This is a genomic window from Mesoterricola silvestris (assembly GCF_030295405.1).
GTDB lineage: Bacteria > Acidobacteriota > Holophagae > Holophagales > Holophagaceae > Mesoterricola > Mesoterricola silvestris.
Genome location: NZ_AP027080.1, coordinates 2,446,056 through 2,472,160, shown reverse-complemented (window position 1 = coordinate 2,472,160; position 26,105 = coordinate 2,446,056). Strand labels below are relative to the sequence as shown.

38 protein-coding genes are annotated in these 26,105 nt (G+C 63.9%); all 38 read left to right on the top strand.

Annotation, left to right across the window (positions count from 1 at the left end; all coding sequences use genetic code 11):
- Positions 1-42 precede the first annotated feature (42 nt).
- Entirely contained in the window at positions 43-240 is a 198-nt protein-coding gene (locus tag R2J76_RS21575) for a DUF6011 domain-containing protein (protein WP_394366810.1), read from the top strand.
- Entirely contained in the window at positions 237-614 is a 378-nt protein-coding gene (locus R2J76_RS10765) for a hypothetical protein (protein ID WP_316415852.1), read from the top strand. Before R2J76_RS21575 ends, R2J76_RS10765 begins: the two co-directional genes overlap by 4 nt.
- On the top strand, positions 611-1,120 hold the full coding sequence (locus R2J76_RS10760) for an HD domain-containing protein (protein WP_316415851.1): 510 nt from the start codon (positions 611-613) through the stop codon (positions 1,118-1,120). The genes R2J76_RS10765 and R2J76_RS10760 overlap by 4 nt, the downstream gene beginning before the upstream one ends.
- The gene (locus R2J76_RS10755; RefSeq protein WP_316415850.1) at positions 1,117-2,238 is read left to right on the top strand and encodes an antA/AntB antirepressor family protein; all 1,122 of its coding nucleotides are present in this window, start codon (positions 1,117-1,119) and stop codon (positions 2,236-2,238) included. Before R2J76_RS10760 ends, R2J76_RS10755 begins: the two co-directional genes overlap by 4 nt.
- A complete protein-coding gene (locus R2J76_RS10750; RefSeq protein WP_316415849.1) occupies positions 2,235-3,995 on the top strand; it encodes a DNA cytosine methyltransferase in 1,761 nt (586 codons plus the stop codon). The genes R2J76_RS10755 and R2J76_RS10750 overlap by 4 nt, the downstream gene beginning before the upstream one ends.
- Positions 3,996-4,049: 54 nt before the next feature.
- Positions 4,050-5,321 (top strand): hypothetical protein, encoded by a 1,272-nt coding sequence (locus R2J76_RS10745; RefSeq protein ID WP_316415848.1) that lies wholly within the window; start codon positions 4,050-4,052, stop codon positions 5,319-5,321.
- Entirely contained in the window at positions 5,318-5,629 is a 312-nt protein-coding gene (locus R2J76_RS10740) for a Mor transcription activator family protein (protein ID WP_316415847.1), read from the top strand. Before R2J76_RS10745 ends, R2J76_RS10740 begins: the two co-directional genes overlap by 4 nt.
- Complete coding sequence (locus R2J76_RS10735) at positions 5,626-6,075, top strand: Ref family recombination enhancement nuclease (RefSeq protein ID WP_316415846.1); 450 nt, start codon at positions 5,626-5,628, stop codon at positions 6,073-6,075. The genes R2J76_RS10740 and R2J76_RS10735 overlap by 4 nt, the downstream gene beginning before the upstream one ends.
- Positions 6,076-6,184: 109 nt before the next feature.
- On the top strand, positions 6,185-7,051 hold the full coding sequence (locus R2J76_RS10730; protein ID WP_316415845.1) for a nucleoside triphosphate pyrophosphohydrolase family protein: 867 nt from the start codon (positions 6,185-6,187) through the stop codon (positions 7,049-7,051).
- Positions 7,044-8,057: a DUF5131 family protein gene (locus R2J76_RS10725; protein WP_316415844.1), complete on the top strand. Its 1,014-nt coding sequence runs from the start codon at positions 7,044-7,046 to the stop codon at positions 8,055-8,057. The genes R2J76_RS10730 and R2J76_RS10725 overlap by 8 nt, the downstream gene beginning before the upstream one ends.
- Positions 8,054-8,383 (top strand): hypothetical protein, encoded by a 330-nt coding sequence (locus R2J76_RS10720; protein WP_316415843.1) that lies wholly within the window; start codon positions 8,054-8,056, stop codon positions 8,381-8,383. Before R2J76_RS10725 ends, R2J76_RS10720 begins: the two co-directional genes overlap by 4 nt.
- Positions 8,384-8,394: 11 nt before the next feature.
- A complete protein-coding gene (locus tag R2J76_RS10715; protein ID WP_316415842.1) occupies positions 8,395-8,574 on the top strand; it encodes a hypothetical protein in 180 nt (59 codons plus the stop codon).
- A complete protein-coding gene (locus R2J76_RS10710) occupies positions 8,571-8,735 on the top strand; it encodes a hypothetical protein (RefSeq protein ID WP_316415841.1) in 165 nt (54 codons plus the stop codon). Before R2J76_RS10715 ends, R2J76_RS10710 begins: the two co-directional genes overlap by 4 nt.
- A 73-nt stretch (positions 8,736-8,808) precedes the next feature.
- Positions 8,809-9,084 carry a hypothetical protein gene (locus tag R2J76_RS10705; RefSeq protein ID WP_316415840.1) on the top strand — a complete coding sequence of 92 codons (276 nt, stop codon included), beginning with the start codon at positions 8,809-8,811 and terminating at the stop codon, positions 9,082-9,084.
- Positions 9,085-9,121: 37 nt separating this feature from the next.
- Positions 9,122-10,099, top strand: a complete 978-nt coding sequence (locus R2J76_RS21570) for a DNA cytosine methyltransferase (RefSeq protein WP_394366808.1) — start codon at positions 9,122-9,124, stop codon at positions 10,097-10,099.
- 29 nt (positions 10,100-10,128) lie between these two features.
- A complete protein-coding gene (locus R2J76_RS10700) occupies positions 10,129-10,986 on the top strand; it encodes a hypothetical protein (protein WP_316415230.1) in 858 nt (285 codons plus the stop codon).
- Positions 10,986-11,264, top strand: coding sequence for a hypothetical protein (locus R2J76_RS10695; RefSeq protein ID WP_316415839.1), 279 nt, complete (start codon positions 10,986-10,988; stop codon positions 11,262-11,264). Before R2J76_RS10700 ends, R2J76_RS10695 begins: the two co-directional genes overlap by 1 nt.
- A 110-nt stretch (positions 11,265-11,374) precedes the next feature.
- Positions 11,375-11,629 (top strand): hypothetical protein, encoded by a 255-nt coding sequence (locus R2J76_RS10690; RefSeq protein WP_316415838.1) that lies wholly within the window; start codon positions 11,375-11,377, stop codon positions 11,627-11,629.
- A gap of 312 nt (positions 11,630-11,941) precedes the next feature.
- The gene (locus R2J76_RS10685) at positions 11,942-12,337 is read left to right on the top strand and encodes a hypothetical protein (protein WP_316415837.1); all 396 of its coding nucleotides are present in this window, start codon (positions 11,942-11,944) and stop codon (positions 12,335-12,337) included.
- Positions 12,338-12,421: 84 nt separating this feature from the next.
- Complete coding sequence (locus R2J76_RS10680) at positions 12,422-13,492, top strand: tyrosine-type recombinase/integrase (protein WP_316415836.1); 1,071 nt, start codon at positions 12,422-12,424, stop codon at positions 13,490-13,492.
- Between the two features lie 257 nt (positions 13,493-13,749).
- Positions 13,750-14,193 carry a DUF5675 family protein gene (locus R2J76_RS10675; protein ID WP_316415835.1) on the top strand — a complete coding sequence of 148 codons (444 nt, stop codon included), beginning with the start codon at positions 13,750-13,752 and terminating at the stop codon, positions 14,191-14,193.
- Entirely contained in the window at positions 14,193-14,507 is a 315-nt protein-coding gene (locus tag R2J76_RS10670; RefSeq protein ID WP_316415834.1) for a hypothetical protein, read from the top strand. Before R2J76_RS10675 ends, R2J76_RS10670 begins: the two co-directional genes overlap by 1 nt.
- The gene (locus tag R2J76_RS10665; RefSeq protein WP_316415833.1) at positions 14,504-15,226 is read left to right on the top strand and encodes a hypothetical protein; all 723 of its coding nucleotides are present in this window, start codon (positions 14,504-14,506) and stop codon (positions 15,224-15,226) included. The genes R2J76_RS10670 and R2J76_RS10665 overlap by 4 nt, the downstream gene beginning before the upstream one ends.
- Positions 15,226-15,465, top strand: a complete 240-nt coding sequence (locus tag R2J76_RS10660; RefSeq protein ID WP_316415832.1) for a hypothetical protein — start codon at positions 15,226-15,228, stop codon at positions 15,463-15,465. Before R2J76_RS10665 ends, R2J76_RS10660 begins: the two co-directional genes overlap by 1 nt.
- Before the next feature lie 3 nt (positions 15,466-15,468).
- Positions 15,469-16,215 (top strand): hypothetical protein, encoded by a 747-nt coding sequence (locus R2J76_RS10655; RefSeq protein ID WP_316415831.1) that lies wholly within the window; start codon positions 15,469-15,471, stop codon positions 16,213-16,215.
- Between the two features lie 241 nt (positions 16,216-16,456).
- Entirely contained in the window at positions 16,457-16,813 is a 357-nt protein-coding gene (locus R2J76_RS10650; RefSeq protein ID WP_394366807.1) for a hypothetical protein, read from the top strand.
- Positions 16,810-18,741 (top strand): terminase gpA endonuclease subunit, encoded by a 1,932-nt coding sequence (locus R2J76_RS10645; RefSeq protein WP_316415893.1) that lies wholly within the window; start codon positions 16,810-16,812, stop codon positions 18,739-18,741. Before R2J76_RS10650 ends, R2J76_RS10645 begins: the two co-directional genes overlap by 4 nt.
- 65 nt (positions 18,742-18,806) lie before the next feature.
- A complete protein-coding gene (locus tag R2J76_RS10640; RefSeq protein ID WP_316415829.1) occupies positions 18,807-19,022 on the top strand; it encodes a DUF6148 family protein in 216 nt (71 codons plus the stop codon).
- Positions 19,023-19,039: 17 nt separating this feature from the next.
- Entirely contained in the window at positions 19,040-20,587 is a 1,548-nt protein-coding gene (locus tag R2J76_RS10635) for a phage portal protein (RefSeq protein WP_316415828.1), read from the top strand.
- Positions 20,584-21,939 carry a S49 family peptidase gene (locus R2J76_RS10630; RefSeq protein WP_316415827.1) on the top strand — a complete coding sequence of 452 codons (1,356 nt, stop codon included), beginning with the start codon at positions 20,584-20,586 and terminating at the stop codon, positions 21,937-21,939. The genes R2J76_RS10635 and R2J76_RS10630 overlap by 4 nt, the downstream gene beginning before the upstream one ends.
- Before the next feature lie 12 nt (positions 21,940-21,951).
- Positions 21,952-22,551 (top strand): hypothetical protein, encoded by a 600-nt coding sequence (locus R2J76_RS10625; RefSeq protein ID WP_316415826.1) that lies wholly within the window; start codon positions 21,952-21,954, stop codon positions 22,549-22,551.
- A 9-nt stretch (positions 22,552-22,560) separates the two neighbouring features.
- The gene (locus R2J76_RS10620) at positions 22,561-23,493 is read left to right on the top strand and encodes a Mu-like prophage major head subunit gpT family protein (RefSeq protein ID WP_316415825.1); all 933 of its coding nucleotides are present in this window, start codon (positions 22,561-22,563) and stop codon (positions 23,491-23,493) included.
- A gap of 51 nt (positions 23,494-23,544) precedes the next feature.
- A complete protein-coding gene (locus tag R2J76_RS10615) occupies positions 23,545-24,018 on the top strand; it encodes a hypothetical protein (RefSeq protein ID WP_316415824.1) in 474 nt (157 codons plus the stop codon).
- A gap of 1 nt (position 24,019) precedes the next feature.
- Positions 24,020-24,313, top strand: coding sequence for a hypothetical protein (locus R2J76_RS10610; RefSeq protein ID WP_316415823.1), 294 nt, complete (start codon positions 24,020-24,022; stop codon positions 24,311-24,313).
- Positions 24,310-24,753, top strand: a complete 444-nt coding sequence (locus tag R2J76_RS10605; protein WP_316415822.1) for a hypothetical protein — start codon at positions 24,310-24,312, stop codon at positions 24,751-24,753. Before R2J76_RS10610 ends, R2J76_RS10605 begins: the two co-directional genes overlap by 4 nt.
- A 64-nt stretch (positions 24,754-24,817) precedes the next feature.
- Positions 24,818-25,459, top strand: coding sequence for a hypothetical protein (locus tag R2J76_RS10600; RefSeq protein ID WP_316415821.1), 642 nt, complete (start codon positions 24,818-24,820; stop codon positions 25,457-25,459).
- Positions 25,460-25,467: 8 nt separating this feature from the next.
- Positions 25,468-25,902 (top strand): hypothetical protein, encoded by a 435-nt coding sequence (locus R2J76_RS10595; RefSeq protein ID WP_316415820.1) that lies wholly within the window; start codon positions 25,468-25,470, stop codon positions 25,900-25,902.
- Between the two features lie 38 nt (positions 25,903-25,940).
- Positions 25,941-26,102 carry a hypothetical protein gene (locus tag R2J76_RS10590; RefSeq protein WP_316415819.1) on the top strand — a complete coding sequence of 54 codons (162 nt, stop codon included), beginning with the start codon at positions 25,941-25,943 and terminating at the stop codon, positions 26,100-26,102.
- Positions 26,103-26,105 lie beyond the last annotated feature (3 nt).

Sequence of the window (26,105 nt, the reverse complement as noted above, 5' to 3'; positions counted from 1 at the left end):
CGGGGCACGGGCCCCGGCGCTTTCAGGCTGGCCGAGACCACGATGGATGACCCCTCCCCTGATTTCCCCCGCTGTCGGATGTGCCGGCGGCGCCTGAAGACCCCTGAGGCCAGAGCCCGAGGTTTCGGCTCGACGTGCTGGCCCCGGCGAGTCGCCTACCTCAAATCGCTCGATCAGCAGGATCCGAGAGCGGTTCGAGCCGGGATCCCTACCCCCCTTTTCCCCGAGGAACTCAAATGAATCTCCAGCAGATGCGAGAAACCAGGGTGCTGGATGCCGTCCAGCAGCTGGGATCGCCTACGGTCCAGGAGGTGGCATACCGGACCGGCCTCACCACCCGCGATACGCGCGCGATCCTCAGCAACCTCGCCCTCCAGGGCCTGGCCCGTAGGGTGCCTGGCTGGCGGTGGACGGTCCCCTCCAAGGCCCTCGTGAATTTCAAGGAGGAGGCCGCCCAGATTCAGGATGCCACCGCGGATGAGAACCCGGAGGCGGGGTGCCCTGGGCCCAAGCAGGGGTGCGGTTGGCTCTCGATCCTTCTGGTCGCATCCTGCGCCGTCATGCTCATCGCCATCAGGTCATGTTGCTTCCGTGTCTTTGGGTGGTGGCGATGAAGATCATGACCGCTCAAACCGCCATGGGCCTCCAGGAAGTCAAGCGCTGGCACACCCGCCGGGTGGACCGGGAGCAGACGGTAGCCTCGCATACCGCCTCCCTCATCGGCATCGCCCTCATCCTGGCCAAGCCCTACAACCTCAACCCGAATGACCGGTGCGACCTGGTCGAACTGGCCCTGATCCACGATGCCCACGAGACCGAATATGGCGACATCCCGTACCCGACCCGTATGAAGTTCCTGGAGCTGGGATTCGACCTGGATCTCATCGCCAGGAAGGCCTTCTGGGGCGGAATCGATCCGTACGACATGGTTATGCCCCACGTGGCGGTCCTCGTGGACGTGGCGGATGCCGTGGAAGCTGCCATGTGGTCACAGGACAACGCCCCCAAGGTGGCTCCATCTGCAGTCGCAAGGGCATTGGAGCTATCCCAGGCCCTGAACAACGAAGTCCAAGCCCTGGTGCTGGAAATGCTCGGAATTCGCCCGGAGGTTGACCAATGAACGCCATCCACACCGAGGAATTCAACCTGCATGCCATCCGTGGGATCAGCCGGGATGGCCGGCCCTGGGTCGTGGCGCATGACGCCGCCACCATCCTGAATTTTCCCAATCCCATGGAGGCCGTTGAGGTCCTGTGCCCCGAGCGTGTTGTGGTCACCATCCCCACATCCAATGGCGGTCAGAACCTCACGATCATCCACATGCGCGATCTGTTCAGGCTCACGGAGAAGAGCCTCCTTCGAAACGTGGATGTTTTCATCTACTGGGTGGAGGGATTCGCGCAGCGCGTGGTGCAGCACCCAGCGCAACCCCCCGAACCCAAACCCTGGATCGTGGAGGATCCCACTTCCGCGCCCAGGGACGTGGAGCTGATCCCGATCACGGCGTCCGTGATCGCCGGTGTCCAGGTGAACGCCGTCAACGCCCGGGACCTGCACCGGTTCCTGGAAGTGGGCAAGGACTTCTCCAACTGGATCAAAGACCGCATCGAAGCCTATGGATTCCAGGAACATCGGGACTATGAGGTTTTCGCCAATTTCGGCGATAACCCCCAAGGCGGTCGGCCGGCGAGGGAATACGCCCTGACCCTGGACATGGCCAAGGAACTCTCCATGGTCGAGCGCAACGCCCGGGGCAAACAGGCGCGTGCCTACTTCATCGAGTGCGAGCGCCGGGCCCTGGCGCCGGCGCCCGAAGACCCCAGGATCCCGAAGACCCTCCCGGATGCCTTGCGCCTCGCCGCACAGCTGGAAGAGAGCCGCGCCGCCCTGGAGACCCGCGTCCAGGTTCTGGAACCCAAGGCCGCCTTCGCCGACGCCGTCGCGATCTCCACCAACCACCAGGACCTGGACGAGACCGCACGCGCCCTGGGTTGGGGCGTGTTGGGATTCTATGCACAACTCCGTGATGACCGGATCCTTATGAAAAAGGACCACCGGGAACACCTGCCCTACCAGGAATGGATCGACGCCGGGTATTTCGTGGTGAAGGAAGGGACCTACCAGATCAAGCACACCGATGGCCGTAAGGAAGTGAAGAACTACCTCCGGACGATGGTCACCGGCAAGGGCCAGCAGTGGCTCCAGGCCAAATACACCCGCAGGCTGGTGAACGGATGACCGCCACCACCGTATCCCTCTTCTGTGGAGCCGGGGGCGAGTCCTTGGGCAAGCAGTCCGCACTTCGAGGCCTGGGCCTCTCCGATTCGGACCTGATAAGCCACGCCGTCAACCACTGGGACCTGGCGGTCAAGGCCCACGGCCTCAACCTGCCCAACGTCCTGGTGCATCAGGAAGACATCACCCGGATCACCGCGGCAACCTACGGCCTCAAGCACATCCAGTTCCTATGGGCCAGCCCGAGCTGTGTTCACCACTCCCGGGCCCGTGGCGGGAAACCGCGGGAAGACCAGCAGCGCTCCCATGCCTGGGAGGTTACCGATCGCTGGCTCCGGGTGGCCCAGGTGGACGTGGTCCTCATCGAGAACGTGCCCGAGTTTCAGGAATGGGGGCCCCTGGATGACCTGGGCCAGCCCATCAAGGAGCGCAAGGGCGAGTTCTTCCATGCCTGGGTCAAGGGGCTCAAAGACCTGGGATACGAGGTGGACTGGCGTGTCCTGTGCGCCGCCGACCATGGGGTACCCACCACGCGCCGGAGGTTCTTCCTCCAGGCTGTGAAGGATGGGAAGGGTATTCACTGGCCTGAGCCGACGCACCGAGACCCCCGCAAGCCGGCAGGCCTGTTCGACGCAGCCCTCCCCGCCTGGCGCACGGCTGCCGAGTGCATTGACTGGACCATCCCCTGTCCGTCGATTTTCGACCGAAAAAAGCCTTTGGCTCCGGCCACCTTGCGGCGGATATTCGCGGGCATCGACCGGTTTGTCCTTCGCGGACGCCCATTCATCGTCAATCTTTCCCACGGGGGCCGCCTGAAGGACCTGGACGATCCTCTGCGCACTGTCACGGCCGAACCAAAAGGCGGGGATCGGGCCCTGGTGTCCGCCTCCATCGTGGGCGTCGGGGGCCGGGCCGGCCAGTCCGCGCCCCGAGGGCTGGAAGAGCCGATGCACACCGGGACCACCAAGGCCGACAGCGCCCTGGTCTCCGCCAGCATGATCAGCCTGCGCGGGACTTCTCCGGAGCAACTCCAGGCCACGGCCGGGAGCGTCGAGGCCCCCATTCCGACCGTGAGTGCTGGGGGCGTCCACGCCGCCCTGGTGGCCGCATTCATATCGACCTACCACGGAGACCCGAAGGAGGCCCGGGGGGCATCCCTGGAGGCCCCGGTGCCAACCCAGGACACCAGCAACCGGCACGCCCTTGTGGCCGCCAGCCTCATCCAGACGGGGTATGGGGAGCGCCCGGGGCAGGCCCCGCGCGCCCTGGACATCCAGACCCCTCTGGGGACCGTAGTGGCCGAGGGCCAGAAGCACGGCCTGGTCGCGGTCAACCTCATGACCAACACCACCTGCCATGCCCCGACCCCCGCCGACGCCCCGGTCCCGGCCCTGACCACTGGCAACCACCAGGCCCTGGTGGCGGCCTTCATCTCCCACTACTACGGCCAGGGCACCACCGCCCAGGACCCGGGCGACCCCCTCCACACCGTCACCACCCTGGCCCGGCATGGGCTTGTCACCGTAGACATCGACGGCGAGACGTATGTCATTACCGATATCGGGATGCGCATGCTGGCCCCGAAGGAACTAGGCCGAGCCATGGGGCTCCCGGAGTGGTACGACCTCTCCGGGTTCACCAAACGCGACCAGGTGAAGATGATCGGGAACATGGTTCCCCCGGGCCTGGCCCAGGCCCTGGTGGATGCCGTTCTCCGGCCGCGCCCCGAACTGTTTGGGAGGCTCGAATGGACGGCATGAACCGAATGAGCATCCTCCCCATCCCGGGGTCTCTGCAGGCATACGAGGTGAGCAATGCGTGAATACGGCATCATTTCGCCGGCCTACTGGAAAGGGCAAACGGGGCGTCAGATCCGGGCCATGGGCCCAATGGCCCAGCTCGTGGGCTGCTACCTGATGACCGCCCCGACCTCCAATCTCATCGGGCTTTACTACCTCCCCCTGGTCCTGGTGGCAGGCGAGACCAACACCACGGTCGAGGAGGTGACCCAGATCATGCAGGCCCTGGCCGCCATTGATTGGGCCTACTACGACCAGGACACGGAGACGGTCTGGGTTCGCAACATGGCGTTCTACCAGGTGGCCGAGAGGGTTGAAAGGGCCGATAACCGATGGGCAGCCATCTACCGGGAATTGACGGATTACGACAAGAGCCCTTTTTTCAGTCGTTTCCTTGAAGTTTACGGAGAGCCCTTCAACCTCACGACAGCCTTTGATAGCCCCTCTGGAGCCCCTCCAAAGGGCCTCTCAAGGACCACCCGCAAGATTCGCCAAGCCCCTCCCAAGCCCCTTGGGAGCACCTCTGGAGCCCCCACGAAGGGATCCGATGGAGCCACGACCCAGCCCGAGCAAGCCCCTTTGGAGCCCCTCAGGAGCCCCTCCCAAGCCAAGAGCATAGAGCATAGAGCAGAAGCAAAGAACAAGGAGCAGGAGCAGGGAGCATCAGCGAGCGCGCCGGATGCCCCCGCGCCCGCCCCTGAACCCAGGGATGCCGCCGCCGCCACTTTCATCCCCGGATTCCTGGAAAGGAGCCTGGGAGAACTGGGAATATCCGGCCGCCCCTACGAGCAACTGGTTCGGGATCTGGGTGCGAAGGGTCTCCAATGCGCGATCTACAAGATCCGGAACAAACAAGGTGGGAGGAATCCCGTGGGGCTCCTGCTGAAGCGGGGGGCTGATCTGGCCGAGGAAGGGCGAGCCCTCCTCCAGGAATCCCTCAAGGCGGCCCAGAAGGGGGCGCCAGAGGCGTTCAAGGACCCCCGGTGGGTGAAGATGCCCCCGGAACTCCGGGATGACCCTGAGGCGATGCTGGCCTGGGCAGCGTGGATCCCGATCGAAACGGCCATGTTCGACGCCCAAGGCGGATCCGGTGAGGACGAGGCCCGGGCGCGGGAGCGCGATGCCAGGAAGGCGGCGCTCCAGGTCCTGAAAGAGCATCACCCCGACCCCGAGGGGCTGGATCGCCAGGTCCAGGGCGCCATGGCCTCCCTTCCGTCCTCGATGCCGGCGCAATCCGCTCAACTGATGGCCCTGACCAAGGTCCTGGGCCTGGGAGGTAAGCCATGATCGAAGTTGTCGCAAGACGCCGCGAGGTGAAGGACCTCATCGTCCAAAAGATGCTCGGCAAGGGCATCGCCCAGACGATGGCCGAAATCCTCGCCGCCCTCGCAGTGGAATGCCTGTGGGCCATCTTCGTGGGCCAGCAGGTGTATTTTCCCAAGGGCCGGAACGTCAAGGCGGACCCGGACGCCATCTGGGAAGGGTTCACCGGCCGGAACCACCAGGAGCTGGCCACGAAATTCGGTGTTTCTGTCCGGAGGATCGAACAGATCATCGCGGAGCGCACGGCGGCGCTCAAGGGGGCCAAGCCATGAGCACCCCTGCTGCCCGCCTCCGTACCCTTCGCGAAAACGCCGGCCTCCCCGGGTGGTGGACCGATGCCGAGCTCGAGACGTTCCTCCAGGGCCAAAGCATCCCGAAGTGCAAGGCAGAGCGCGACCGCCTCGAGGCCGTGGCTGACCTCGGATGTTGCATCTGCCGGGTCAAGGGGAGGGGCTACAGGCCCGCGGAGGTGCACCACCTCCGGACTCGCCCGGACGGCCAGAAATATGGGGCCGCCGAGCGCGCAAGCCACCTGGAGACGATCCCCCTCTGCCCCACCCACCACCGTCTGGGGCCCCTCGGCATCGCCTTCCACTCGGGAGAGCGCACCTGGGAAGCCCAGTTCTTCCCGGAGCTCTACCTCCTGGAATTCACGAATTCCTGGCTGGAAATCGTCAGCGAGCGGACCGACCCGATCCCTGACGGGGGCCGCACATGAGCCGCAACCCGCCCGAATTCAGGCCCTGGGAGATTTGGACTGTGGCCGCCATCGCCGCCATCTTCCTGGTCGCCCACCTCCTGATCCATCTCGCACAACGGGGTGCCAAGTGACCACCTTTCACCCCTTCCAGAAGCCCAAGACCCGCCTCGGGGAGATCCTTCCGCCCGATAAGCTCGCCCAGGCCATCGCCCAGGGAGAGCGCCTCATCAGGGAACATAAGGCCGTTCGCCCCTCCAACCTGGACATTCCGGCCATCACGGCCTGGGCCCAGCACAAGGCCATTCTCGACGCCTCCCTGTCGGCCCTCAGGCACCAGGCGGCCGCCACTCCGAGGGATGTCCCCTTCCCAGCGGGCCCACTGCCCAGGGCTGCGCCCCAGGCCCAGGAACCCCGCTCCATTCCCCCGCCCACCAAGCCGGCGTCCTCCGCCCAACCCCAGAAGGAACCCATGGTTCGCCCCACCCTCAACCCCGAAAAGCGCCTCAGGGAGCGCATCGACAAGATCTTGGCACTCACATCCGAAGCGAAGGCCGCGACCACCTCCGAGGAATTCGTAAAAGTCCGCCAGCGTATTCACTGCGTGCGCTACGAGGTTCCCGGTATCTGCCGGGAGAACGGCATCCCCATTCCCGAACTCCCCCCCATCCCGGAGAATCCGTTTCCCAAGGCGGCTCCCGGGGTGAAGCCGAAGGCCCCCGGCCCCACCTCCCGAGAAGCGCCCATCTGGGTCGCCCAGGTCCTGGCTGAACTCGCCCGTGCCCGGACCAAGTTCCCCGGCGCGGACCACAGCACCCTGGCCCTGGCCGAGGAAGCCGGGGAAGTGGTCAAGGCGGTTCTGGACATTCGGAATGGGAAGCCCGGAGCGACTAAGGATGCCCTGCACATGGAGATCATCCAGACGATGGCCATGTGTGTGCGGCTCATGGAGGAGGGGGACCCGACCGTGCTGGGTCAGGTGGTGGCCAATGGCTGACCAGCGAAACGGCGGAATCGTCTGGACCGACGCAACCTGGAACCTCATCCGGGGATGCTCCAGGGTCTCCGAAGGGTGCAGGAACTGCTACGCCGAACGGATGGCGGCCCGGTTCTGCTCCCAGCCGGGCATGCCCTACCACGGCCTGGTGGAAAGCTCCACTGGGCGCTGGACTGGCCACGTCCGCCTGGTGCCCGAGCAGCTGGAGACCCCCCTCACCTGGCGCCGGCCCCGGCGGGTCTTCGTGAACTCCATGAGCGACCTCTTCCACGAGGATCTCCCATTCGACCGGATCGACCAGGTCTTTGGGATCATGGCCGCCTGCCCCCAGCACACGTTCCAGATCCTGACCAAGCGCCCGGAGCGGATGCGGGACTACCTCGCGCAGGACCGCCGGGAGGAATGGGCCTACGCCGGGTCCTATGGGAATGACCTCCTTTTCGACCAGATCGACCTGGGGCCCCGGGCCCTGCCCAACGTCTGGGTGGGGGTGAGCGTGGAGAACCAGGAAACCGCCGACAAGCGGATTCCCTTCCTCCTCGAGACACTGGCCGCGGTGCGCTGGCTTTCCTGCGAACCCCTCCTGGGCCCAGTGGACCTGTCCCGCGAGATCCTCTCCGACCGGTGCGGGGGGAGTTATCCCTTCCCCTTCCTGCCCGAGGACTGCCGAACCCACCGGATTGACCAGCTGGATTGGGTGGTCGTGGGCGGAGAGTCCGGCCCCGGAGCCCGTCCGATGCACCCCGACTGGGCCCGGGGCCTGCGTGACCAGTGCTCCGCCGCCGGCGTCCCTTTCCTGTTCAAGCAGTGGGGGGAGTGGGCCCCGGCGATGGGAGACCTTTGGTGGCACCCCCTTGAGGGCGGGCCACAGTTCCGGACCCGCGCCGGGAGCATGGGTACCCATGCCTTCGGAGATGGCTACGGCGCCGTTCGAATTGGGAAAAAGGCCGCGGGCCGGTCCCTGGACGGCCAGGTCCACGACGGATATCCCGTGGTGACCCCGTGAATTTCAAGCCCTACCAGGAGACCCTCCACCGGGACTGGACGATCCAGCACACCTGGAAGACCAGCCAGGACCGCCCGGGCCCTGATGGGTTCGACCGGGTGGCGGTGAAGGGTCCCCACCGGATCCACCAGGGTGAGATGGCCTGGGCGGCCTTCATGGCCACCCTCGACGCCCTGGATGGGGTGGGCCGCCCCGAGGCCAGCACCACACCCCTCCGGTCGCATCGACGCCGTGAGGATGCCCCCAGGCCCCAGGAACCCCCCCGACCGCGCCGGCGCCGCGGGACGGATTCCTCCCTCCAATCCCTCTTCGATGGCCTCTCTTGAAAGGAAACGCCATGAACGATCGTCGCAAGGTCCCCTATGCCTGGCTCCCCAGGGTCATCGGCAAGGAGCGCCGTACCCGCCGGTTGGAGCGCCGGCAGCACACCGGCCGCCTGCGGATCCTCTGGATCGACCTGGCCGAGTTCGTCGCTCTCATCTTCCGCAACCCCGCCACGCCCGAAAGGACCAAATGAAAGACCGCCCTGTCTACCCCACCGCCCCCAGGCCCACCCCGGCCGCTCCCCGCCGGCCCCCTCTGCGCCGCCTGGGCCTAACCGGCCTGTCTCTCCGGATCATCGCGGGCGAGCAGATCCGCGCGCCCCGCACCCCGATCAGCCGCAAGGGCCGGGGCTAGGTTCGGCGGATCTTCCGGTAGCCGGAACCAACGGACCCCGGGCGGCGCGGCCCCGCGCCTCCTGTCCAGGAGCATGACCGCCATGCCGACCCTCAACCCCAAGGAAGCTCCGGACGGCTACGTTGCCGTGCTCAAGGACATCGTCAAGCCCGACGATGGGTCCAACATCTGCCGCGCTTGCGATTGGCGTTCCACCTGCCAGCAGCCCGACACCGATTTCCAGCGCCACAACCACCGCTGCATGGGCTACCCCATCACCTCGTTTCAGACCGGCCTTACCATCGCCCGCGAGGATGGTTGCAGCGTGGTTTTCAAGCGCCTTCCCCCAACCCACCCCAGCCTTTTCTGAGGCTGTCCATCTGCACTCCCATCCCCACGGAGGAACCTTGAATGAGCTGGCACTTTTTGCAGGGGCAGGAGGAGGCATCCTGGGAGGCAAACTCCTTGGATGGCGCACCGTCTGCGCTGTTGAGATTGATGCCTACGCCAGGCGAGTGCTCCTTGCCCGCCAACGGGACGGAATCCTTGAACCCTTCCCGATCTGGGATGACGTTCGATCCTTCCGCGGGGAACCCTGGCGCGGCCAGGTCGATGTCATCTCCGGGGGTTTCCCTTGCCAGGACATCAGCATCGCCGGCCAGGGAGCAGGGATTGACGGAGCCAGATCTGGCCTCTGGTCGGAGTTTGCTCGGATCATTGGCGAGGTGGGACCAGAGTTCGTCCTTGTGGAGAACTCCCCAATGCTCGTTGGTCGAGGGCTTGGACGAGTTCTCGGAGACCTGGCCGACCTGGGGTACGCTGCGGAATGGGGTGTGCTGGGGGCGGACGATGCCGGAGCTCCACACATCCGAAAACGAATCTGGATTCTGGCCCACGCCCAACGTCCCGAACGGAGGGCGCAGGGTTTCGAAGGACGCCGAGATCCGGGGAGGGAAGACCCCGACTGCCTACCTTCCCAATGGGAAGAAACAACAGGTAGGGCTGGAACAAGCGGTTCTGTGGTGGCCTACGTCGAGGGCCTGCGACGGGGAGAAATCCTCCGGGATGTCGATCCGTCGGAAGGAAGCCGGGAGGAAACCCGACACGCTCCCTCTTGCAGCGAAGATGTGGCCCACCCCAACAGCTGTGACCAACACGGGGGGGGCGGCCCTGTGCAAGTGGGGCGGCAGCCGATCCCGCGCCAAGCTCCGCACGATGGTCAGCCCGGAAGAATTGAATGGCTCCCTGAACCCCCAGTGGGTCGCCTGGCTCATGGGGTGGCCCATCGGGTGGACCAGCTTAGAGCACTTGGAAACGGACAAGTTCCAAGTGTGGTTGCTCTGGCATTCGCCACGCTCTATCGCCGCTTAACCGAAAACCGCTGATGTCCAGCCTCGCCCCCTCCGGAGCCCCCTTGAACCTCATCCGTGTCTTTCCCCGCAGGACCAGCTTGACCCCCACGGATCCCATGGCCTTCGTGGGCAACCCTCCCCTGGACGGGCTGCGCCCGGAGGCTGATGAGGTTCATGTGAGCGTGGCCTTCACCTGGGACATCCCCGAGGCCCAGCGCCTCGCCCGGGAGTGGGGACGGTTCTACCCGGTGGTCAAGCTGGGAGGCCCGGCCATGGGATCCCCCTTGGAGTCCTTCGTCCCTGGCCGCTACCTCCGGAAGGGCGTGACGTTCACCACCCGGGGATGCAACAAGAAATGCCCCTGGTGCCTGGTCCCCGGGCGCGAGGGCCGCTTGGCCGAGGTCCAGGACTTCCCGGACGGATGGATGGTCCAGGACAACAACCTGCTCCAGGCCGGGCGGGACCACATCCTCAAGGTCATTGCCATGCTCAACCGCCAGCGCCGGGCCGCCTACTTCTCCGGGGGCATTCAAGCGGACCTGGTTGACGAGTGGTTCGCGGACCAGTTGCGCGGGATCCGCGTGGGGGCCGTGTTCCTTGCCGCTGACACCGCCGGGGCGTTGCGCCCACTGGAGAAGGCCCTGGGCCTCCTCTCTTACCTGGGCCGGAAGAAGCTCCGGTGTTTCACCCTCATCGGGTTCGGCGGGGAAACCATCCCCCAGGCCGAGGCCCGGTTGGAAAAGGTCTGGTCCCTTGGCGGGATGCCGTTCGCCCAGCTCTACCAGCCCGCCGACCGCTACATCGACTACCCCCGCGAATGGCGGGCGTTGAGCAAGAAGTGGATGCGGCCCGCCGCCATGGTGGCCTCGCACCGAGATCCGAAACCCATCGACCCTGGCCCCGAAGCCTGGATCGCGTAATGTCCAGGATCACCTGGACCCCAACCATCGAAAGGATTCCCATGTTCAAGGAAGGTCAAAAAGTCGCCTGGACCAGCCAGTCAGGGGGCTACGTGAAGGACAAGGTCGGCGTTGTGGCCCAGGTGGTTCCCGCGAAGGGATACCCCGACCGCGACCGATTCCTCCATCTCTACAAGAGCGCCGGCGTGGGCCTGTGCCGCGACCACGAGAGCTACGTAGTCCTTGTTGGCAAGCGCCCCTACTGGCCTCGCGTTTCCCACCTCAAGGCCGTGAAGTAGTGCGTGTCCAGGAGCCACGATGTCAGTTTCTTGGGGTGAGCCGGATGAACCTACCGTTTACGCTTCCATCGAATCCAACGAACCATCCTGCCCAGATGAAGATTTTGTCCATGAGTGAACGCCTGCTCCGAGTGACCGCCCCGCATTTCGTTGCGGGTGCTGTGTGGACCTTCAAGGGCAATGCCTGGGTCTGCACCTTCACCACGGCCTACATCCGCCTCTTCATGAAACTCCCTGGCGCCAAGATCGCCGTCAAACAGACGCTAGGCGTGCCCTCCTGGATCAAGTTCGACGGTGGAGACGGCCTTGTGATGCCCATCGTCTTCGCCGGGAACACCCTCAAAGACCCCGCAGCCTCGATTTGAGGCGACTGCTCAGTCAACCTTCGGGAAAACATTGAGAATGCAATTACAAAACGGGCAAGTCGCCGCGCTGTATTCATATTCATTACTTTCATACATGTAAGAAGCCTTTACTAATCTCAAACAAATCAATTCGATACTTTTGTTGCACTTCGGGCACGTCATTTCGGGAATCATATTTCCCCTCCAATTAATAAGTTGCGTGCCATGGATGCATTTGTCAAGACGTTGAGCCGCTGGGTATTTTTGATCGTTTAAACGCAAATAAACACGCTTTGAATGCCTAGGCTCACTAGAAGCCAGAAAGGAGCCCAAATGGGCTGGAGCATTGGATTCGACACCCGCTGGAACCGCGACATCGGCTACGGTGTCCCGGCCACCTGTGATTTCCCCGGCTGCAAGGCCGAGATCGACCGTGGCCTGTCCTACGTCTGCGGGAGCGACCCCCACGGGGGGGACCACGGATGCGGGCTCTACTTCTGCCCCAAGCACCTCGGCTATTACACCCGCAGGCAGGCGGGGGAGCCTGGAGGTGTCCGGGATGTCCAACTTTGCCTCCGCTGCGGGAAGCGTAGCAAGCGCGGCCCGTTCAGCCCTTCCCTGGATGTCCCCGAATGGATCAACCACAAGCTGACCGACGAATCCTGGGCCGCATGGCGCCGGGAGAACCCGGAGCAAGTCACCCGCCTTGCCGCCCAGATCGCTGGGTGATGGCCAACCCCGCCGGCCGCCCACGAAAAAGCCCCCTCGCGGCGGCAGCGGCACAGCCCACGACGCATCCAAAGGAAGGTTCAAGTGTCAGAAAGCATTAGAGTTTTCAAAGTCCGTGGGGTCTACCACTACCGCTACCGCCTAGACGGGAGGCGGCGCCAGAGGACCACACGAGAGCGGGGGCTCCGCAAGGCCCAGAGCATCGCGGACGATGCCTACGCCCAGGCGGTGGCCAGATCCCGCGGCGAGGAGCCGGAGCCCACGCTAGGGGCCCTGGCGGCCCTGTGGATCGAGGTCCACTCCAGGACCATGAGCGAGGACCGCATCGGCACCATGGAGACGTTCGCGAGGCTCCACATCCAGACGCTGGCCGACCTGACCCTGCGAGAGCTCACCACCGAGCGGGTCGAGGAGGCCCGGGCGCTCTACCTCCAGGATCACGCCCGATCGAGCGCAAACACGTGGCTGGGGTGCCTGGGTGCCCTGGTGCGATGGGCGATCAGGCGCCGGATGATCCGCCAGGTCCCCTGGCAGGTGCGGGAGCTCAAGGTCCATCGCAAGGCGAAGCCGATCCTTCCGACCGGCAAGGCCTCGCTCTGGATGTGCACGGTGGGGGAGATGACCGAGGATGACCCGGGCCTTGGGTTCGCGATCCGCCTCATGATCGGCCTGGGCCTGCGCGTCTCCGAGGCGCTCTCCTCCAGGTGGGAATGGCTGGACCTGGAGCGCAAAACCTACACCCCGAGCCTGACCAAGGGATTCGAGGCCTGGCCCCGCCCGGTTCCAGATTGGCTCATGGACCGCCTGCGCCCCGCCGCGCAGCTCACCGGCCCCATGATCCCCATTCGCCCGGGGCACCCGATCACCGAGGCGCGGGTGGCCTACCTCATGGCCAAGGCCAACCGCGCAACGGGCGTGCTCCACATCACCCCCCACCGCCTCCGGGGCACCTACGCCACCTGGCTCTCGGAGATGGGCGTGCCGATCCAGGACATCCAGCGGGCCCTGGGCCACAAGGACCCGCGCACCACGATGCGCTACCTCGCGGTGGACATGCGCCGGGTGGCCATGGCCCAGATTGCCATCGGTGATTGGTTGCAGATGGCCGGGCGAGAAACGGGCGAACTAGCACCAGCAAACCCGCATGAATCCTAGTTTTCTTATTTTTAGCGACAAATCCACAAAACGCTCAAAGGCCCGCCGCCGGCGCCACCTCCAACCATCAGAATCCCACTTTCCACACCATTTACCGAAACGTTTCGCTAACTCCATGACAACCGGAATCAATAGATGCGATTTCATGCTGATTTTGCATGATTATTAAGTTCATTCGATAAAGGCATTTAGTCAGGTATTAATTTCCCGAAACGTTTCACCAAACCAAGAAATTCTTGCGCCTGATCCTGATGGGCATGAGCACAGAACCTCTCCAAATCCTCGTTCAACGCCGAAAGCCCATCGGGAGGAACACGCCCGGGGACCTTTACCTCAACGGCACCTGGGAGTGTTTCACGGTGGAGGATCTGGTCCGACCGAAGGGCGTGAAGATCTGGGGCGAAACCGCAATCCCCGCTGGCATCTACAAGGTGATCATCAACCTCAGCGCGCGGTTCAAGAAGCTGATGATGCGCCTCCTGGAGGTGCCCGATTTCACCGGGATCCTCATCCACGGCGGCAACACGAACGAGGATACCCACGGGTGCATCCTCGTTGGCCAGAAGCTGACGGCCGCCGGAACGATCCCGGGAGGATATTCCACGGGCGCCATCACCGCCCTGTTCGCCAAGGTCCAGGCGGCCATCGCTGCGGGACGTGAAGTGTGGATCGAGGTGAAGGATGTCGAGGGGGGAGCCTGATGTGCCCCCCGATCCCGGAGATCCCTTCGCAGAGCGCCCTTACGACTGGCCTTACTGGCCTTTTCCAGCGATTGGTGAGGACGGATCAGCCCGAGAGCACGAAGCGTGCCCTGGCGATTCTGGCCGCGATGACCCTGTGCTCCTGCCTGACCCTCCTGACCCTGGCGATCTGGTACCAGGCTCTGGTGTTCCAGAGGGTTGACGGGAATCTCGTCGCGGCCTTGCTCGGGATCTCGACCTCGGTGGCCACGCTCGCCTGTGCGGCCTATTTCAAGAAAGAGTCCTCCACCCCATCTCCACAGGAGCCCGCATGACCCTCAACGGGATTTCATGGAAGATCCGCCTCGTCGCGCTCGGTGCCCTTGCCCTGGAATGCCTGGCCATTGGATTCAGCGCCCAGAGTTGCAAGCGCCGGGAGTCTCAGGCCGGCCACATCCAGCAGGCAGACCAGCACCAAGCGGCGCAGACCGAGGCGGGCGCATCCGCCGGGGTCCATGAACAGGGAGCCCAGGATCATGAGGCGGCCGCGCACGACCTGAATCCGACCGTTCACGACGCCGATGCCCTGGTGGATGAGGCCCAGGGCACCGTGGACCATTTGGCCAACCTCGGGGAATCCCCCGGGCCAGGGCAGCAGGCCGGCCCACCCATTCAAGATCCGGTGGAGCACGCTGCCCTGGATGTGGCCAAGGACCACCTCATCGACGTGCTCAAGCAGGACGTGGCCGCGATACGAGCGCAGAACCTGCACCTGATCCAGGCCGACTTGGAACGCCAAGCCCAGGCCGGGGACCTCAAGATCCAGGTGGGTGAACTCCAGGCCGAGAACAGGGAGTTGCGAGCCGCGCTTGCCTCCCAGCCGCGGGAGCGTGTTTGGGCGGCTTCGGCCATCTACGGGACCAACGGCACGGCCGGCGCCGGCGTGACGCGCAGTTTCGGCCCCCTTCAGGCGGGCATCGACGTGGTTCGGCGCAAGCTGGACAACGGCCAATCCACCCTCGAGGCCCTGGGCCGCGTCAGCTGGAGTTTTTGATGAACGATGTAACCATGACGGGCATCATCCTCGCATCATGTGGGGCGCTTATCCTGGGCATGGCCGGTCTCCTCCAGAAAATGGTTGTGGGTCGGCTCGACGGCATCCAGAAATCCATCAAGGACCTCACCACCACGGCTCAGGATCATGGTGAGCAACTGGTGAGGCACGAGACGATCCTTGAGCTCAACGGCCTCACAGAACGGCGAAAGTTTAATCGCCCCTCCAACGGGGGGTGATCTATGGCCATTCTCAATGTCCAGGCCCAGGTGAAGGATGTCCTGGATGAGCTCGACGCTGGGGGCAAACGCCAGGTGCCATTCGCCCTGGCACTTGCCCTCACGCGCAATGCGCAGCGTGGACAGAAGGTCGTCATCAGGACCATGTCCCAGGTGTTCGACAACCCCACCCCCAGGACCCTGCAGGGCACGCGCGTTGTGCCTGCTCGAAAGAACGCGCTCACCGCGGCTGTTCTGATCAAGGACGAGGGGGCCAAGGGCACGGCCCCTGAGAAATACCTCAAGGCCGAAGTGGAGGGCGGGCAGCGCAACCTCAAGCGTTCGGAGCGCGCCCTGCAGTTCTTTGGGAAGCTGCCCGCGGGGATGCAGTGGGTCGTGGGTAGCGGCGCTCCCATCGATCAATACGGCAACCTGAGTGGAGGCTACATGACCCGCCTCCTGTCGATATTGCAATCTCATATCGACCCAACCAGCAACACGACCTCGAAGTCTGCCAGACGGAACGCCAAGAAGGAGCGTCCGATCTACTTCGTGGGGCGTCCAGGCGGTGGGCGCCTGCCCTTTGGCGTCTATCAACGCTTCCAATTCATGTGGGGATCAGCCATCAAGCCGATCCTGATCTTCACGCGCCCGACCCACTACAAGCAAAGACTCCGCTTTAAAGAACTGATCCAAATGACTGTGACAGAAGACTTTCACGAAGATTTTCGTCTGGCCTTGGCCGACGCGCTCAAGACTGCAAAGCCATGAAGCAAAGACCATGCCAAAAGTTACGGGTCCTCCCCCCACCCACCCCCCATTCAGGGGTAATTCGGACCCCGTTTTCACACACGTGTGAGCCCCAAAACCCCCTTTCCGCCTCTTCCGCAATGTGGACATAAACCATTTAACACAGAAGCAAGCTTGCGCCCTCCTTGGGGTCGAAGATCGAACCCTTCGGAACTGGGCAAAGGAGGATCCGCCGATCCCCAGCCACGGGACCGGGAAAGCCTTGTTTTACGTATGGTCTGAGGTGTTCGAGTGGTGGAGAAAGCGGGAGTTTCGTTCCCTTATTGCATCAACGAATAAAAAGGAAACTAAAACCCCCGATAAATTCTACTATGCGGCCCTCGAGCAGAAGGTAGACGCGGAAATCAAGGTCATAAAACTGGCGGAAGCGCGGCGCCAGGTTGCAAACCTCGGGGACGTGGAACGGAAAATGGCCGGGATCATGGCCAAGGTCCGCATCCAGTGCATGTCGATCTACGCCCGGGTGCTGCCCAAGCTGGGCCCGGAGCATGCCGAACTCGTGAATGCCGAGGTGGTCCGTGCCCTGACGCTCCTCTCCGGGAAGGGAGGGGATGCATGAACGAGGAATACGAGACCTCCCCTGAGGGATTCCAGGCGCTTGAGGAGATGGAGGCCCGCCTCCTGCGCCTCCTGGCCCCGCCCTCCAGCATCACCGTTTCCCAATGGGCCCGGGAAAACCTCTGGGTAACCATGGGAAGCCGCCAGGGGCTCCTGGTCCCCGACGCCTTCCAGATCGAGCCCATGGACGCGATCTGCGACCCAGAAGTCCGGGAGGTGATCTTCCTCAAGCCCACCCAGGTGGGTTGGTCCACCCTCTGCAATGCCGCCATGGGCTGGGCCGTGGCCGAGCACGGGATGGACGTGCTGATGGTCCAACCGGCCGTCGATGTGGGCGAGAAATATTCGAAGGACCGGCTGGACCCGATGATCCAGGCCTCCCCCGTGTTGTCCGAACTGCTCCTCCTTCCCACGGCCAAGTCCGCGGGATCCACGGTGCGGAACAAGTTCTTCAGAAACGGTGGCAGCATCTTCGTGGGATCCGGCCAGGCTCCCAAGGAACTCCGGTCCTTCAGCTCGCCGTTCGTCATCCTGGACGAACGCAGCGCGATGAAGGTGGACATCGACGGCGAGGGCGACCCGGGCAAGATCGCCCGGGCCCGGGGCGACGTTTTCCAGAACTTGAAGGTTATGGAAGGGTCCACGCCGGCGAAGAGCCCCGGGCTGGATCCCACGGAGAACAGCTACTTGCGCAGCAGCAAGGCTCTTTTCCACGTCCCATGCCCGCACTGCAATGCGACCTGGCCCTTCCTCTGGCGGCACCCCAACGACCAGAAGACCTACCTCCTCCGCTACGAGGTGGACCCACGCACTCGAAAGGTTTTCCCGGATTCCGTCCACTACGTCTGCATCAAGTGCGGCGCGGCCATCGAGGAGACGGTCTGGAAGCAAAAAATGGTGGACGCCGGCGCCTGGGTCCATGAGCATCCGGAGATCCGGGACATCCGAGGATTCCGCCTGAACAGCCTCTACGCGGTTTCCCAGAGCAACTGGTGGGTCAAGCTGGCCCAGCAATGGGTGGATGCCCAGGACAGCCCCACCGACCTGAAAACCTTCATCAACCTGCGCCTGGCCGAGACTTTTCAGGAGGATTTCGAGGCCATCGACACCAACATCCTCACGAAACGCGCCACCGGAACCTGGGCCAAGGGCCAGATCCCCCTTGGTGTGGGCGTGATCACCTGCTTTGTGGATGTTCAGAAGGACCGCTTGGAGGCCTTCATCTGGGGCACCGGTGCGGATGGGGAAATGTGGCTCATCGACTGGGAAGTTCTTTCCGCCGAGCGGGATACCACCGAGGATGAAGTATGGGAGGACCTGGACGAGTGGCTCCTCCGACCCCGGTACCACGTCAACGGGCGGATGATCCCCATTGACCTGGTGCTAGTGGACTCTGGCTTCCACAAGACCCCGGTCTACAAATTCGTCCGGCCACGGCAGACTCCGGCTCGACGGGTCTTTGCGTCCCGCGGTGAAGATCACATCACGAAACCCGGCATGGCCATGGAGAGCAGCTCGAAAAAGGCTACGGTGAAGCTGTTCATCGTGGACACCATGGAGAGTAAGAAGAAGGCGCTCTCGCGTTTAGGGCGGTCCATTCCGGGCCCGAACTACGTTCATCTCCCCTCCTGGTGCACCGAGGAATTCCTCAACCAGATGTCCTCGGAAAAACTTTCGAGCGAGGTGGACTCGAAGACACGGAAGGTGACCTATACGTGGGTCCAGACCCGAAAGCGCAACGAGGCATGGGACGGTTATGCCAATGCCATCGCGGCTGTCTGGATCTTGCAGAACATCCTGGGGCCGGTTCGCTACGCAGATGTGGCGAAACTCGCCGCCGCGGCCGCAATGCCTGGGTCGGGCCAAAATGCAGAGCCAGTGCGGCGCAAGCGCGGAACTGTATCCCCTGGGCGGTTCCCAAATCGGTAGCCCGAAATCATTTCCCGAAACGTTTCACCAAACCGAATAGTGCTCTTGAACCCAATCTCCTGGGCATGGCAGGAATCACTCTAGCAATCGCCCAAGAGAAGCTCGACCAGTGGCTGGCCGCTGATGAAGCTGTGGCCAAAGCCCAGGAGTACGAGATCGCCGGCCGGAAGATGACCAAGGCCAATGCCAAACAGATCCGCGAGAACATCGACTACTGGGCCGAGAAAGTCCGACAGCTCTCCGGTACCGGGCGGCGATTCTTCACGGGGGTGCGCAGGTGAAAACCTCCCCCCGCCCCATGTTCCATCCCGTTCTTTTCGGACCTGACGGCCAGAAGCTGGCCATCCAGGGCGCATGGAAGGCCGCGCGAAAAGACCGCAAGCAGACCTCCAACTGGAATCCCGGGAACGGAAGTGCGGACGATGATCTGCTCTGGGATCTTCCGACCCTCCGTAATCAAAGCCGATCCCTTCAGCGGGACAACCCGCTCGCGGCCGGAGCCGTCAATACGGCGACGACATCCGTAGTCGGGACCGGCCTCACCGTCCAATCGGAAATCGACCGCGAGATCCTGGGGCTCACCACGGAAGATGCCAGCGCTTGGCAGGCACAGGCCGAGCGCTATTTCAACCTGTGGGCCGGCAGCAAGGAGGCCGATGTCACTCTCACCCAGAATTTCTGGGAGATGCAGGACCTGGCGTTCCGTTCCACCCTCGAATCCGGAGATGCTCTGGCCCTGATCGCCAATATCCAGAGGCCCTCGTCCATCTGCGGGACCTCCATTCAGATCATCGAGGGCGACCGGATCGTCAACAAGGACAACATGAAGGATACCGAAACCCTCATCGCTGGCGTTGCCATCGACAAGGTTGGAGCCCCTTCGGCCTACCATGTGCTTCGCAACCATCCGGGATCGACCATCAGCACTCAGAAGGCCTGGGATATTCGACCAGCCTTCACCGCCAGCGGGCGCAGGGCTACCCTCCACCTCTTCACCCGGACCCGCCCGGGCCAGCACCGAGGAGTCCCCTACCTGGCCACGGTAATCGAGGCGTTCCGGGAACTCGGGGAATACACCGATGGCGAACTGCGTGCGGCGGTCATCTCTGGGCTATTCAGCGTGTTCATCGAGCCTCCCACCACCGGAGGAGGCGGCATGCTGGATGTCCCGGAGGGTGAAGGCGGCCCAAACAAGGAAGGCGAACTCGCCATCGACTATGGCACCGTGGTCAATCTGGCCCCCGGGGAAAAGCCCCACAACATCACGCCGGGCCGTCCCAACACAGCCTTCGATCCCTTCGTCCTGGCCATCCTTCGACAGATCGGCGTGGGGCTGGAGATCCCCTACGAGATCCTGATCAAGCATTTCACCGCCAGTTATTCCGCAGCTCGAGCCGCCCTCCTGGAGTTGGGGAAGTTCGTTCGCCGCCGGCGGTTCTGGCTGGCCTGCAATTTCTGCCAGCCGATCTACGAGGCTGTGATCGAGGAATTCATCGCGATGGGCATTCTTGATGCCCCCGGATTTTTCGACAACGTCCTAGTCCGGAAGGCCTATCTGGGGACCACTTGGATCGGGGACAGCCTGGGCCAGATCGATCCCCTGAAGGAAGCCGATTCCTGGCAGAAGCTGGTCGAAAACCGCTTCGCCACCAAGACCGAGGCCACCGCGGCCCTCACGGGCGGCGACTACGAGCGCAACGTCGAGCGCCTCGCCTACGAGGAGAAGCGGGAGCGCGACCTGGGTCTGAAAGACATGACCGCTACGGCCCCCGCGGCCCCTGCCGTCTATCCATCCGACGCCGGGGCGGCCGTTTCCGCTGATACCACTGATCTGGAGACTCCATGAAGATCCTGGATATCATCCTCGCCCCCTGGGCTATCCGGCCCGCCAGCCTCCTGGAAATCAGGGATCTCTACCAGGCCCACACCCGGCGGGAGAAGCTGGACTTCAAGGCCTGGGAGGCGGCCACGGGGCGGCCCCTGGGCAGCGAATCCCAGCCCTACCAGGTGGACCAGGGCGTCGCGATCGTGGACGTGGTCGGGGTGCTGACCAAGTCCCCCTCCATGTGGAACCGCCTCTGCGGTATGAGCTCGATGTCCGAGATCGGGCAGGTGTTCCAGATGGCCCTGGCCGATCCCGGCGTGCATTCCATCCTCCTCCACGTCGATTCTCCCGGCGGGACGGTGGATGGCACCCAGGAACTGGCCGATCAGATCTTCGCAGCGCGCGGCATCAAGCCGGTCGTGGCCCTGGCCGATGGCACGATGTGCAGCGCCGCCTACTGGGTCGGTTCGGCCGCGGACAAGGTTTATTCCGGGAGCAACACCACGGCCGTGGGATCCATCGGTGTTGTGGCCACCCATGTGGACGTTTCGGGCCAGCAGGCCAAAGACGGCGTGACGACCACCGAGATTACCGCCGGCAAATACAAGCGCATCGCGACCAACTACGCCCCCCTCAGCCAGGAGGGCCGGGCCACGATTCAGGCTGAAGTGGATTACATCTACAGCGTTTTCGTTGATTCAATTGCGACCTTCCGGGGCGTGTCGGTGGACACGGTCCTGAAGGACATGGCCGATGGTCGTGTGTTCCTGGGGCAGCAGGCGGTGGATGCGGGTCTCGTGGACGGTGTTTCCACGATGGGCGTGCTCATCGATGAACTGAACCAGCAGCAGATGGACCAGAAGGCCGGGGCCGGTGCCGCCCTCGACCAACCTCAACCGAAGTCCCGTTCCCAGGAGGAACCCATGAAGATCACCCGCGAGGAGCTCGAGGCCCAGGCCCCGGAGCTCATCGAGGCCCTCAAGGCCGAGGGTCACAAGGAAGGCGTGGAGGCCGGAGCCTCCGCCGAACGCAGCCGCATCCAGGGCGTGCAGGACCAGGCGCTCCCGGGCCACGAGGCCCTCATCGCCACCCTCGCCTTCGACGGCAAGACCACCCCGGGCGAGGCCGCCATGGCCGTGAACGCCGCGGAGAAGGCCAAGCGCACCACCAACCTGGAGAAGATCCGGTCGGAGGCCCCCAAGCCCGTCGATGACGGCGGGGACCGCGGCGCCGGCAACGAGGCCAAGACCAACCAGGAGAAGTGGGACGCCGACGAGAACCTCCGCAGCGAATTCAACGGCAACTTCGCAGCCTTCGAGTCCTTCCAGAAGGGTATGGCTCGGGGAAACATCCGCATCAAGACCGGGAATTAAGGAGCCCATCACATGACGACCCTCGCGAAAGACTCCCCCCGCAAGTACGGCCTCGGCGACAAGAACGGCTTCGGCATCGTCGCCGCGACCACCATCTATGAAGGCTCCGCGATCGGCCTCTCCGCCGGCTACGCCAGGCCCCTGCAGGCCGGCGACCGGTTCGTCGGGTTCGCCGACCACTACGTCGAGAACCCCGGCGGCGCGGGCGCCGTGAACGTCACCGTCTCCAAGCGCGGCGAAATCCAGCTCCCCATCGCCAACCTCGCCATCACCGACGTGGGCTTCCCGGTCTACGCCAGCGACGATGACACCTTCACCCTAACGGCCACCGGCAACAGTTACATCGGGAAGGTCATCCGCTTCGAGTCCGCCGGCGTGGGCATGGTCGCCTTCGACACCACGAACCTCGGCACCCTCACCGCCCTCACCGACAACTCCGGCGGCGCCGCCAATACCACCCTGGAGGCCTGCGGTACCGCGGTCACGGGTGTGGACGGCGTCGGAAGCAATGCCGCCTCCAAGGCCGACGTTGACGCCCGTCTGACGTCCATCAAGAACAACTTCGCGGACCTCGCCGCCGCGGTCAACGCGCTCATCGCGTTGGCCAAGTAAGGAGCCGACATGCATAAGATCACTTCCCGCGCCATCATCGGAATGATCCTGAACGCCCTGGATCAGCCCTCCAACACCTGGGTGGACGAGATCTCCATGTTCTTCAATAGCACCCAGGAGCTCGAGGAATACGCCTGGCTGGGCACCTCCCCCGTCATGCGCGAGTGGGTCGGCGAGCGCATCGCCAAGGGCCTCGCCGAGGAAGGCTTCAAGATCCGGAACAAGACCTTCGAGGCCACCCTCCCCGTCAGCGTGGACGACCTCCGCCGGGACAAGACCGGCCAGCTCATGGCCCGCATCGCCCAGCTGGCCGAGCGCGCCAAGGACCACGACGCCAAGCTCCTGACCACCCTCATCATGGCCGCCGAGAACGCCCTCTGCTACGACGGCCAGTTCTTCTTCGATACGGACCACGTGTCCGGCGACTCCGGCGTCCAGGACAACGACCTCACCCTCAACGTCGGCACCCCCTCCGCCCCCACCTCGGCGGATATGGAGTCGGCCATCCTGCAGGCCACCGAGAAGATGCTGGGCTACAAGGACGACCAGGGCGAGCCGATCAACGGCAGCGCCAGCAAGTTCCTGGTCATGGCCCCCGTCAACCACCTCCGCGCCGTGGCCGGCGCCCTGGGCACCACCGTGATCTTGGAGGGCGGCCAGTCCCGCACCAACATGATCCAGGCGGTGGGCAGCCTGGGCGGCTTCACGTACGGCATGTCCATCAACCCCCGCCTCACCAACGCGGACCGGCTCTACCTCTTCCGTGCGGACGGGGCCACCAAGCCCTTCATCCGGCAGTTGGAGGAGGACACCACTGTCTCCGCCATCGCGGAGGGCTCGGAGGAGGAGTTCAAGAACAACCGGCACCTCTACGGCGTCAAGCGGATCGGCAACGTGGGCTACGGCCTGTGGACCGGCTCCGTGCTGACCACCCTCACCTAAACCACGTTCAATCCCGGCGGGGGGACGGTCCCCTCGCCGGTTGGAGGCAGCATGAAAAAGATCGTGGTCATTGGCGCGTTCATCTCCCTGCACTCGGGGACGGTGGTCCTTTCGGTCGACCAGGCCCGTTCCAGGCGGTATGCTCTGGACCCCCTCGGCGATGGCATCTACGCCATCACGGCGCCCATCGGGTTCAAGCGTGGGGAGGTTTTCGCCTATGACGGGCCCCTCCCCAAGAATCTTCTCCTGGAACTCGAAGTGAAGGACACCGCCAACGAGGACTCCAACCTCAAGGACATGGATATCGCCCAGCTCCTGGTGCTGGCAGGTTCCGCTCATGGCCTCTCCTTCCATCCCCGAACCGGCAAGAAGAAGGTCATCGAGGCCATCGAGGAGGCCCGGGCCAAGGAACGGGAAGCGGAGTACGCCAAGTCCAAATCGGAACGGATCACCTTCCTCGAAAGTCTGGGGGAGGATGCCTCGCTGGATGAGCTCGCCGAACTCGAACTCCTGAAGAAGTCCTGACGTGTCCTACTCCTCCGACCTGGATTTCATGCTCTCCGACGCCCCCAATTCCGTCCCGGTGGTGTTGGGGAGCACGTCAGGGACCGGCATCCTCCTCGAGGAGAGCCAGACCTTCGAAGGGGCCACGGGCCAGATGCAGGTGGGCGGGATCGATCGCCATGTGGTGGTCAACCCCGCCACCTTCCCGGGCCTCGTGAAGGGGGTCCAGTTCACCGTTGACGGCACCACCTATGAGGCCGGAACCGTGCAGATCGAGAAGGATGGGACCCTCAAAGTCCAGTTGGTGGACGCATGAACACGACCTCCGACGACATCGCCCAGAAGGTTTTCGACCTCCTCACCCAGGCCCCGGACAAGCCCGCCGGCATGGACCGGGACCACGCGATCCTGGACCACCCCGAACTGCCCATGGACACCATCGACCTTCCGGTCGTCGGGACCTACCTCACCGATGGTGAATCGCCCGTCGAGGAGACCACGAACCTGATCACCCGCAGAACTTGCGAGGTGGTCGTGGAGGTTCGAGCCTCGGTCAAGCACCCGATCCAGGGCACCCGGGCCTTCCGGGAGTGGATCATCCGCACCCTCACCAAGGACCCGAGGATGGGCGGCCTCGCCGTCAAGATCGAGTACCTCGGGTTCAAGCCCTACGGCGGGGTCCTCAACAAGTGGATCGCCGGGGCCCTGCTCACTTTCCGGATCACCTACCTCTGGAACACCCAGACCGGCGCCTGATCCCCCCACCTCAACCATCCCCTGAAGGAGATTCTCAATGCAAGGAGCACAAGACGTTACGTTCATGAGGGTCGGCCCGGGCGAACTCTACCTGGTCCCCGCCCCCACCGCTGATCCCGGGACCGACACCGCGAGCCGCGTCGATGGCTATTACGCCCTGTTCTACGGGTCCGCGGGCAAGGCCTCCAAGAAGGTCCTCACTAACGGCCTCGTCCCCTGGGCGAACCTCACCAGTGGCGGGCTCAACCTCAAGATCACCAGCTCGACGGTGGAATTCAAGCCCAATACGTCCCCGAAGAAGAAACTCAAGACCGGTATCGAGGAGGCGACCGCCGAATTCGAGTACTACGACGTGGACCCGGCCCACCTGGTGGACACCTACGGATCCAACGTCCTCGACCTGATCACCGTCGAAGCGGCCTCCGGCATCGCCGCCCGCAAGATCGCCCTCATCGGTTCCGACGTGAGCAACAAGGAATACGTCGCCCTCTTCCGGGTTCCGCACCCTGAACTCGACGGTGAGTTCTGGCACCACCTCATGCCCTCCGTTACGACCATCGGTGATCTCGACCTCAAAAACGGGAAGGACGATCCCATCCAGGCCAAGTTCAGCCTTCAGCTCGGGTCGAGCCGCTGGCTCAAGAACGCCGCCAACCGCGGTGTCGTCCTTATCAGCGACGATCCCACCGCCCCCGCGACGGCCTGAGGGCGACGATGGAGAGCCAGAGCACCCGCCGCTACGAAATGGCCCTGCCGCTCTTTTCCGGCCTGGACCTGAGCCTCCTCCTGGAGGCCCAGGCCCAGATCAAGAGCCAGGATGTCAAGGGCCTCACCAAGCTCATCACCACCCTCGGGCCCGCCGGCACCTCGAAGACGGTCCGGAAGCTGGTAGCGATCTACCGCGCCACCGACCTGGAACTCAAGAAGGCCGAGGCCGACCCGGAAATGCGCAAGGAAATGGAGGAACGCGTCTCCGAAGTCCCCTTCAAGGAAGCTTTCACGGACGCGATGACTTTTCTTACAGCGCTGTTCGAATCCTTGGGGCTCACCCTCGGCTCTTCCGAGGGGGAGGGAGCAGCGACCGAAACCGCCAAGGGCAAAAAGGGAAAGGGTCCAAAGCGCCCGAACCCTACCTCATCCGGAAGCTGATCACGGCCCTGGCCGGGGGCTGGGAAGCGGCCGCGGAGATGCCCTTCGACGCCGCCCTCAATCTGGCCGAATCCAGGCTCAAGGAGGAGAACAAGGCCGCCATCCGGCACCTGCAGCAGTGCTACTTCTCCTCCCTTGGCCTCTACTCCAATAGCACCAAGGTCCCCCCGCCACCGAAAGTTGACGCGGAGGACACCTAGAAC

Bases quoted from the DNA above. Each gene is read 5' to 3' on its own strand.
- R2J76_RS10605 (WP_316415822.1), top strand. From the start codon at position 24,310: ATGAACACGACCTCCGACGACATCGCCCAGAAGGTTTTCGACCTCCTC.
- R2J76_RS10685 (WP_316415837.1), top strand. From the start codon at position 11,942: ATGGGCTGGAGCATTGGATTCGACACCCGCTGGAACCGCGACATCGGC.
- R2J76_RS10715 (WP_316415842.1), top strand. From the start codon at position 8,395: ATGAACGATCGTCGCAAGGTCCCCTATGCCTGGCTCCCCAGGGTCATC.
- R2J76_RS10625 (WP_316415826.1), top strand. From the start codon at position 21,952: ATGACGACCCTCGCGAAAGACTCCCCCCGCAAGTACGGCCTCGGCGAC.
- R2J76_RS10740 (WP_316415847.1), top strand. From the start codon at position 5,318: ATGATCGAAGTTGTCGCAAGACGCCGCGAGGTGAAGGACCTCATCGTC.
- R2J76_RS10600 (WP_316415821.1), top strand. From the start codon at position 24,818: ATGAGGGTCGGCCCGGGCGAACTCTACCTGGTCCCCGCCCCCACCGCT.
- R2J76_RS10665 (WP_316415833.1), top strand. From the start codon at position 14,504: ATGACCCTCAACGGGATTTCATGGAAGATCCGCCTCGTCGCGCTCGGT.
- R2J76_RS10620 (WP_316415825.1), top strand. From the start codon at position 22,561: ATGCATAAGATCACTTCCCGCGCCATCATCGGAATGATCCTGAACGCC.
- R2J76_RS10690 (WP_316415838.1), top strand. From the start codon at position 11,375: ATGAGTGAACGCCTGCTCCGAGTGACCGCCCCGCATTTCGTTGCGGGT.
- R2J76_RS10695 (WP_316415839.1), top strand. From the start codon at position 10,986: ATGTCCAGGATCACCTGGACCCCAACCATCGAAAGGATTCCCATGTTC.
- R2J76_RS10735 (WP_316415846.1), top strand. From the start codon at position 5,626: ATGAGCACCCCTGCTGCCCGCCTCCGTACCCTTCGCGAAAACGCCGGC.
- R2J76_RS10675 (WP_316415835.1), top strand. From the start codon at position 13,750: ATGAGCACAGAACCTCTCCAAATCCTCGTTCAACGCCGAAAGCCCATC.
- R2J76_RS10705 (WP_316415840.1), top strand. From the start codon at position 8,809: ATGACCGCCATGCCGACCCTCAACCCCAAGGAAGCTCCGGACGGCTAC.
- R2J76_RS10615 (WP_316415824.1), top strand. From the start codon at position 23,545: ATGAAAAAGATCGTGGTCATTGGCGCGTTCATCTCCCTGCACTCGGGG.
- R2J76_RS10635 (WP_316415828.1), top strand. From the start codon at position 19,040: ATGTTCCATCCCGTTCTTTTCGGACCTGACGGCCAGAAGCTGGCCATC.
- R2J76_RS10760 (WP_316415851.1), top strand. From the start codon at position 611: ATGAAGATCATGACCGCTCAAACCGCCATGGGCCTCCAGGAAGTCAAG.
- R2J76_RS10640 (WP_316415829.1), top strand. From the start codon at position 18,807: ATGGCAGGAATCACTCTAGCAATCGCCCAAGAGAAGCTCGACCAGTGG.
- R2J76_RS10750 (WP_316415849.1), top strand. From the start codon at position 2,235: ATGACCGCCACCACCGTATCCCTCTTCTGTGGAGCCGGGGGCGAGTCC.
- R2J76_RS10725 (WP_316415844.1), top strand. From the start codon at position 7,044: ATGGCTGACCAGCGAAACGGCGGAATCGTCTGGACCGACGCAACCTGG.
- R2J76_RS10670 (WP_316415834.1), top strand. From the start codon at position 14,193: ATGTGCCCCCCGATCCCGGAGATCCCTTCGCAGAGCGCCCTTACGACT.
- R2J76_RS10595 (WP_316415820.1), top strand. From the start codon at position 25,468: ATGGAGAGCCAGAGCACCCGCCGCTACGAAATGGCCCTGCCGCTCTTT.
- R2J76_RS10765 (WP_316415852.1), top strand. From the start codon at position 237: ATGAATCTCCAGCAGATGCGAGAAACCAGGGTGCTGGATGCCGTCCAG.
- R2J76_RS10710 (WP_316415841.1), top strand. From the start codon at position 8,571: ATGAAAGACCGCCCTGTCTACCCCACCGCCCCCAGGCCCACCCCGGCC.
- R2J76_RS21575 (WP_394366810.1), top strand. From the start codon at position 43: ATGGATGACCCCTCCCCTGATTTCCCCCGCTGTCGGATGTGCCGGCGG.
- R2J76_RS10630 (WP_316415827.1), top strand. From the start codon at position 20,584: ATGAAGATCCTGGATATCATCCTCGCCCCCTGGGCTATCCGGCCCGCC.
- R2J76_RS10590 (WP_316415819.1), top strand. From the start codon at position 25,941: ATGCCCTTCGACGCCGCCCTCAATCTGGCCGAATCCAGGCTCAAGGAG.
- R2J76_RS10645 (WP_316415893.1), top strand. From the start codon at position 16,810: ATGAACGAGGAATACGAGACCTCCCCTGAGGGATTCCAGGCGCTTGAG.
- R2J76_RS10745 (WP_316415848.1), top strand. From the start codon at position 4,050: ATGCGTGAATACGGCATCATTTCGCCGGCCTACTGGAAAGGGCAAACG.
- R2J76_RS10755 (WP_316415850.1), top strand. From the start codon at position 1,117: ATGAACGCCATCCACACCGAGGAATTCAACCTGCATGCCATCCGTGGG.
- R2J76_RS10660 (WP_316415832.1), top strand. From the start codon at position 15,226: ATGAACGATGTAACCATGACGGGCATCATCCTCGCATCATGTGGGGCG.
- R2J76_RS10655 (WP_316415831.1), top strand. From the start codon at position 15,469: ATGGCCATTCTCAATGTCCAGGCCCAGGTGAAGGATGTCCTGGATGAG.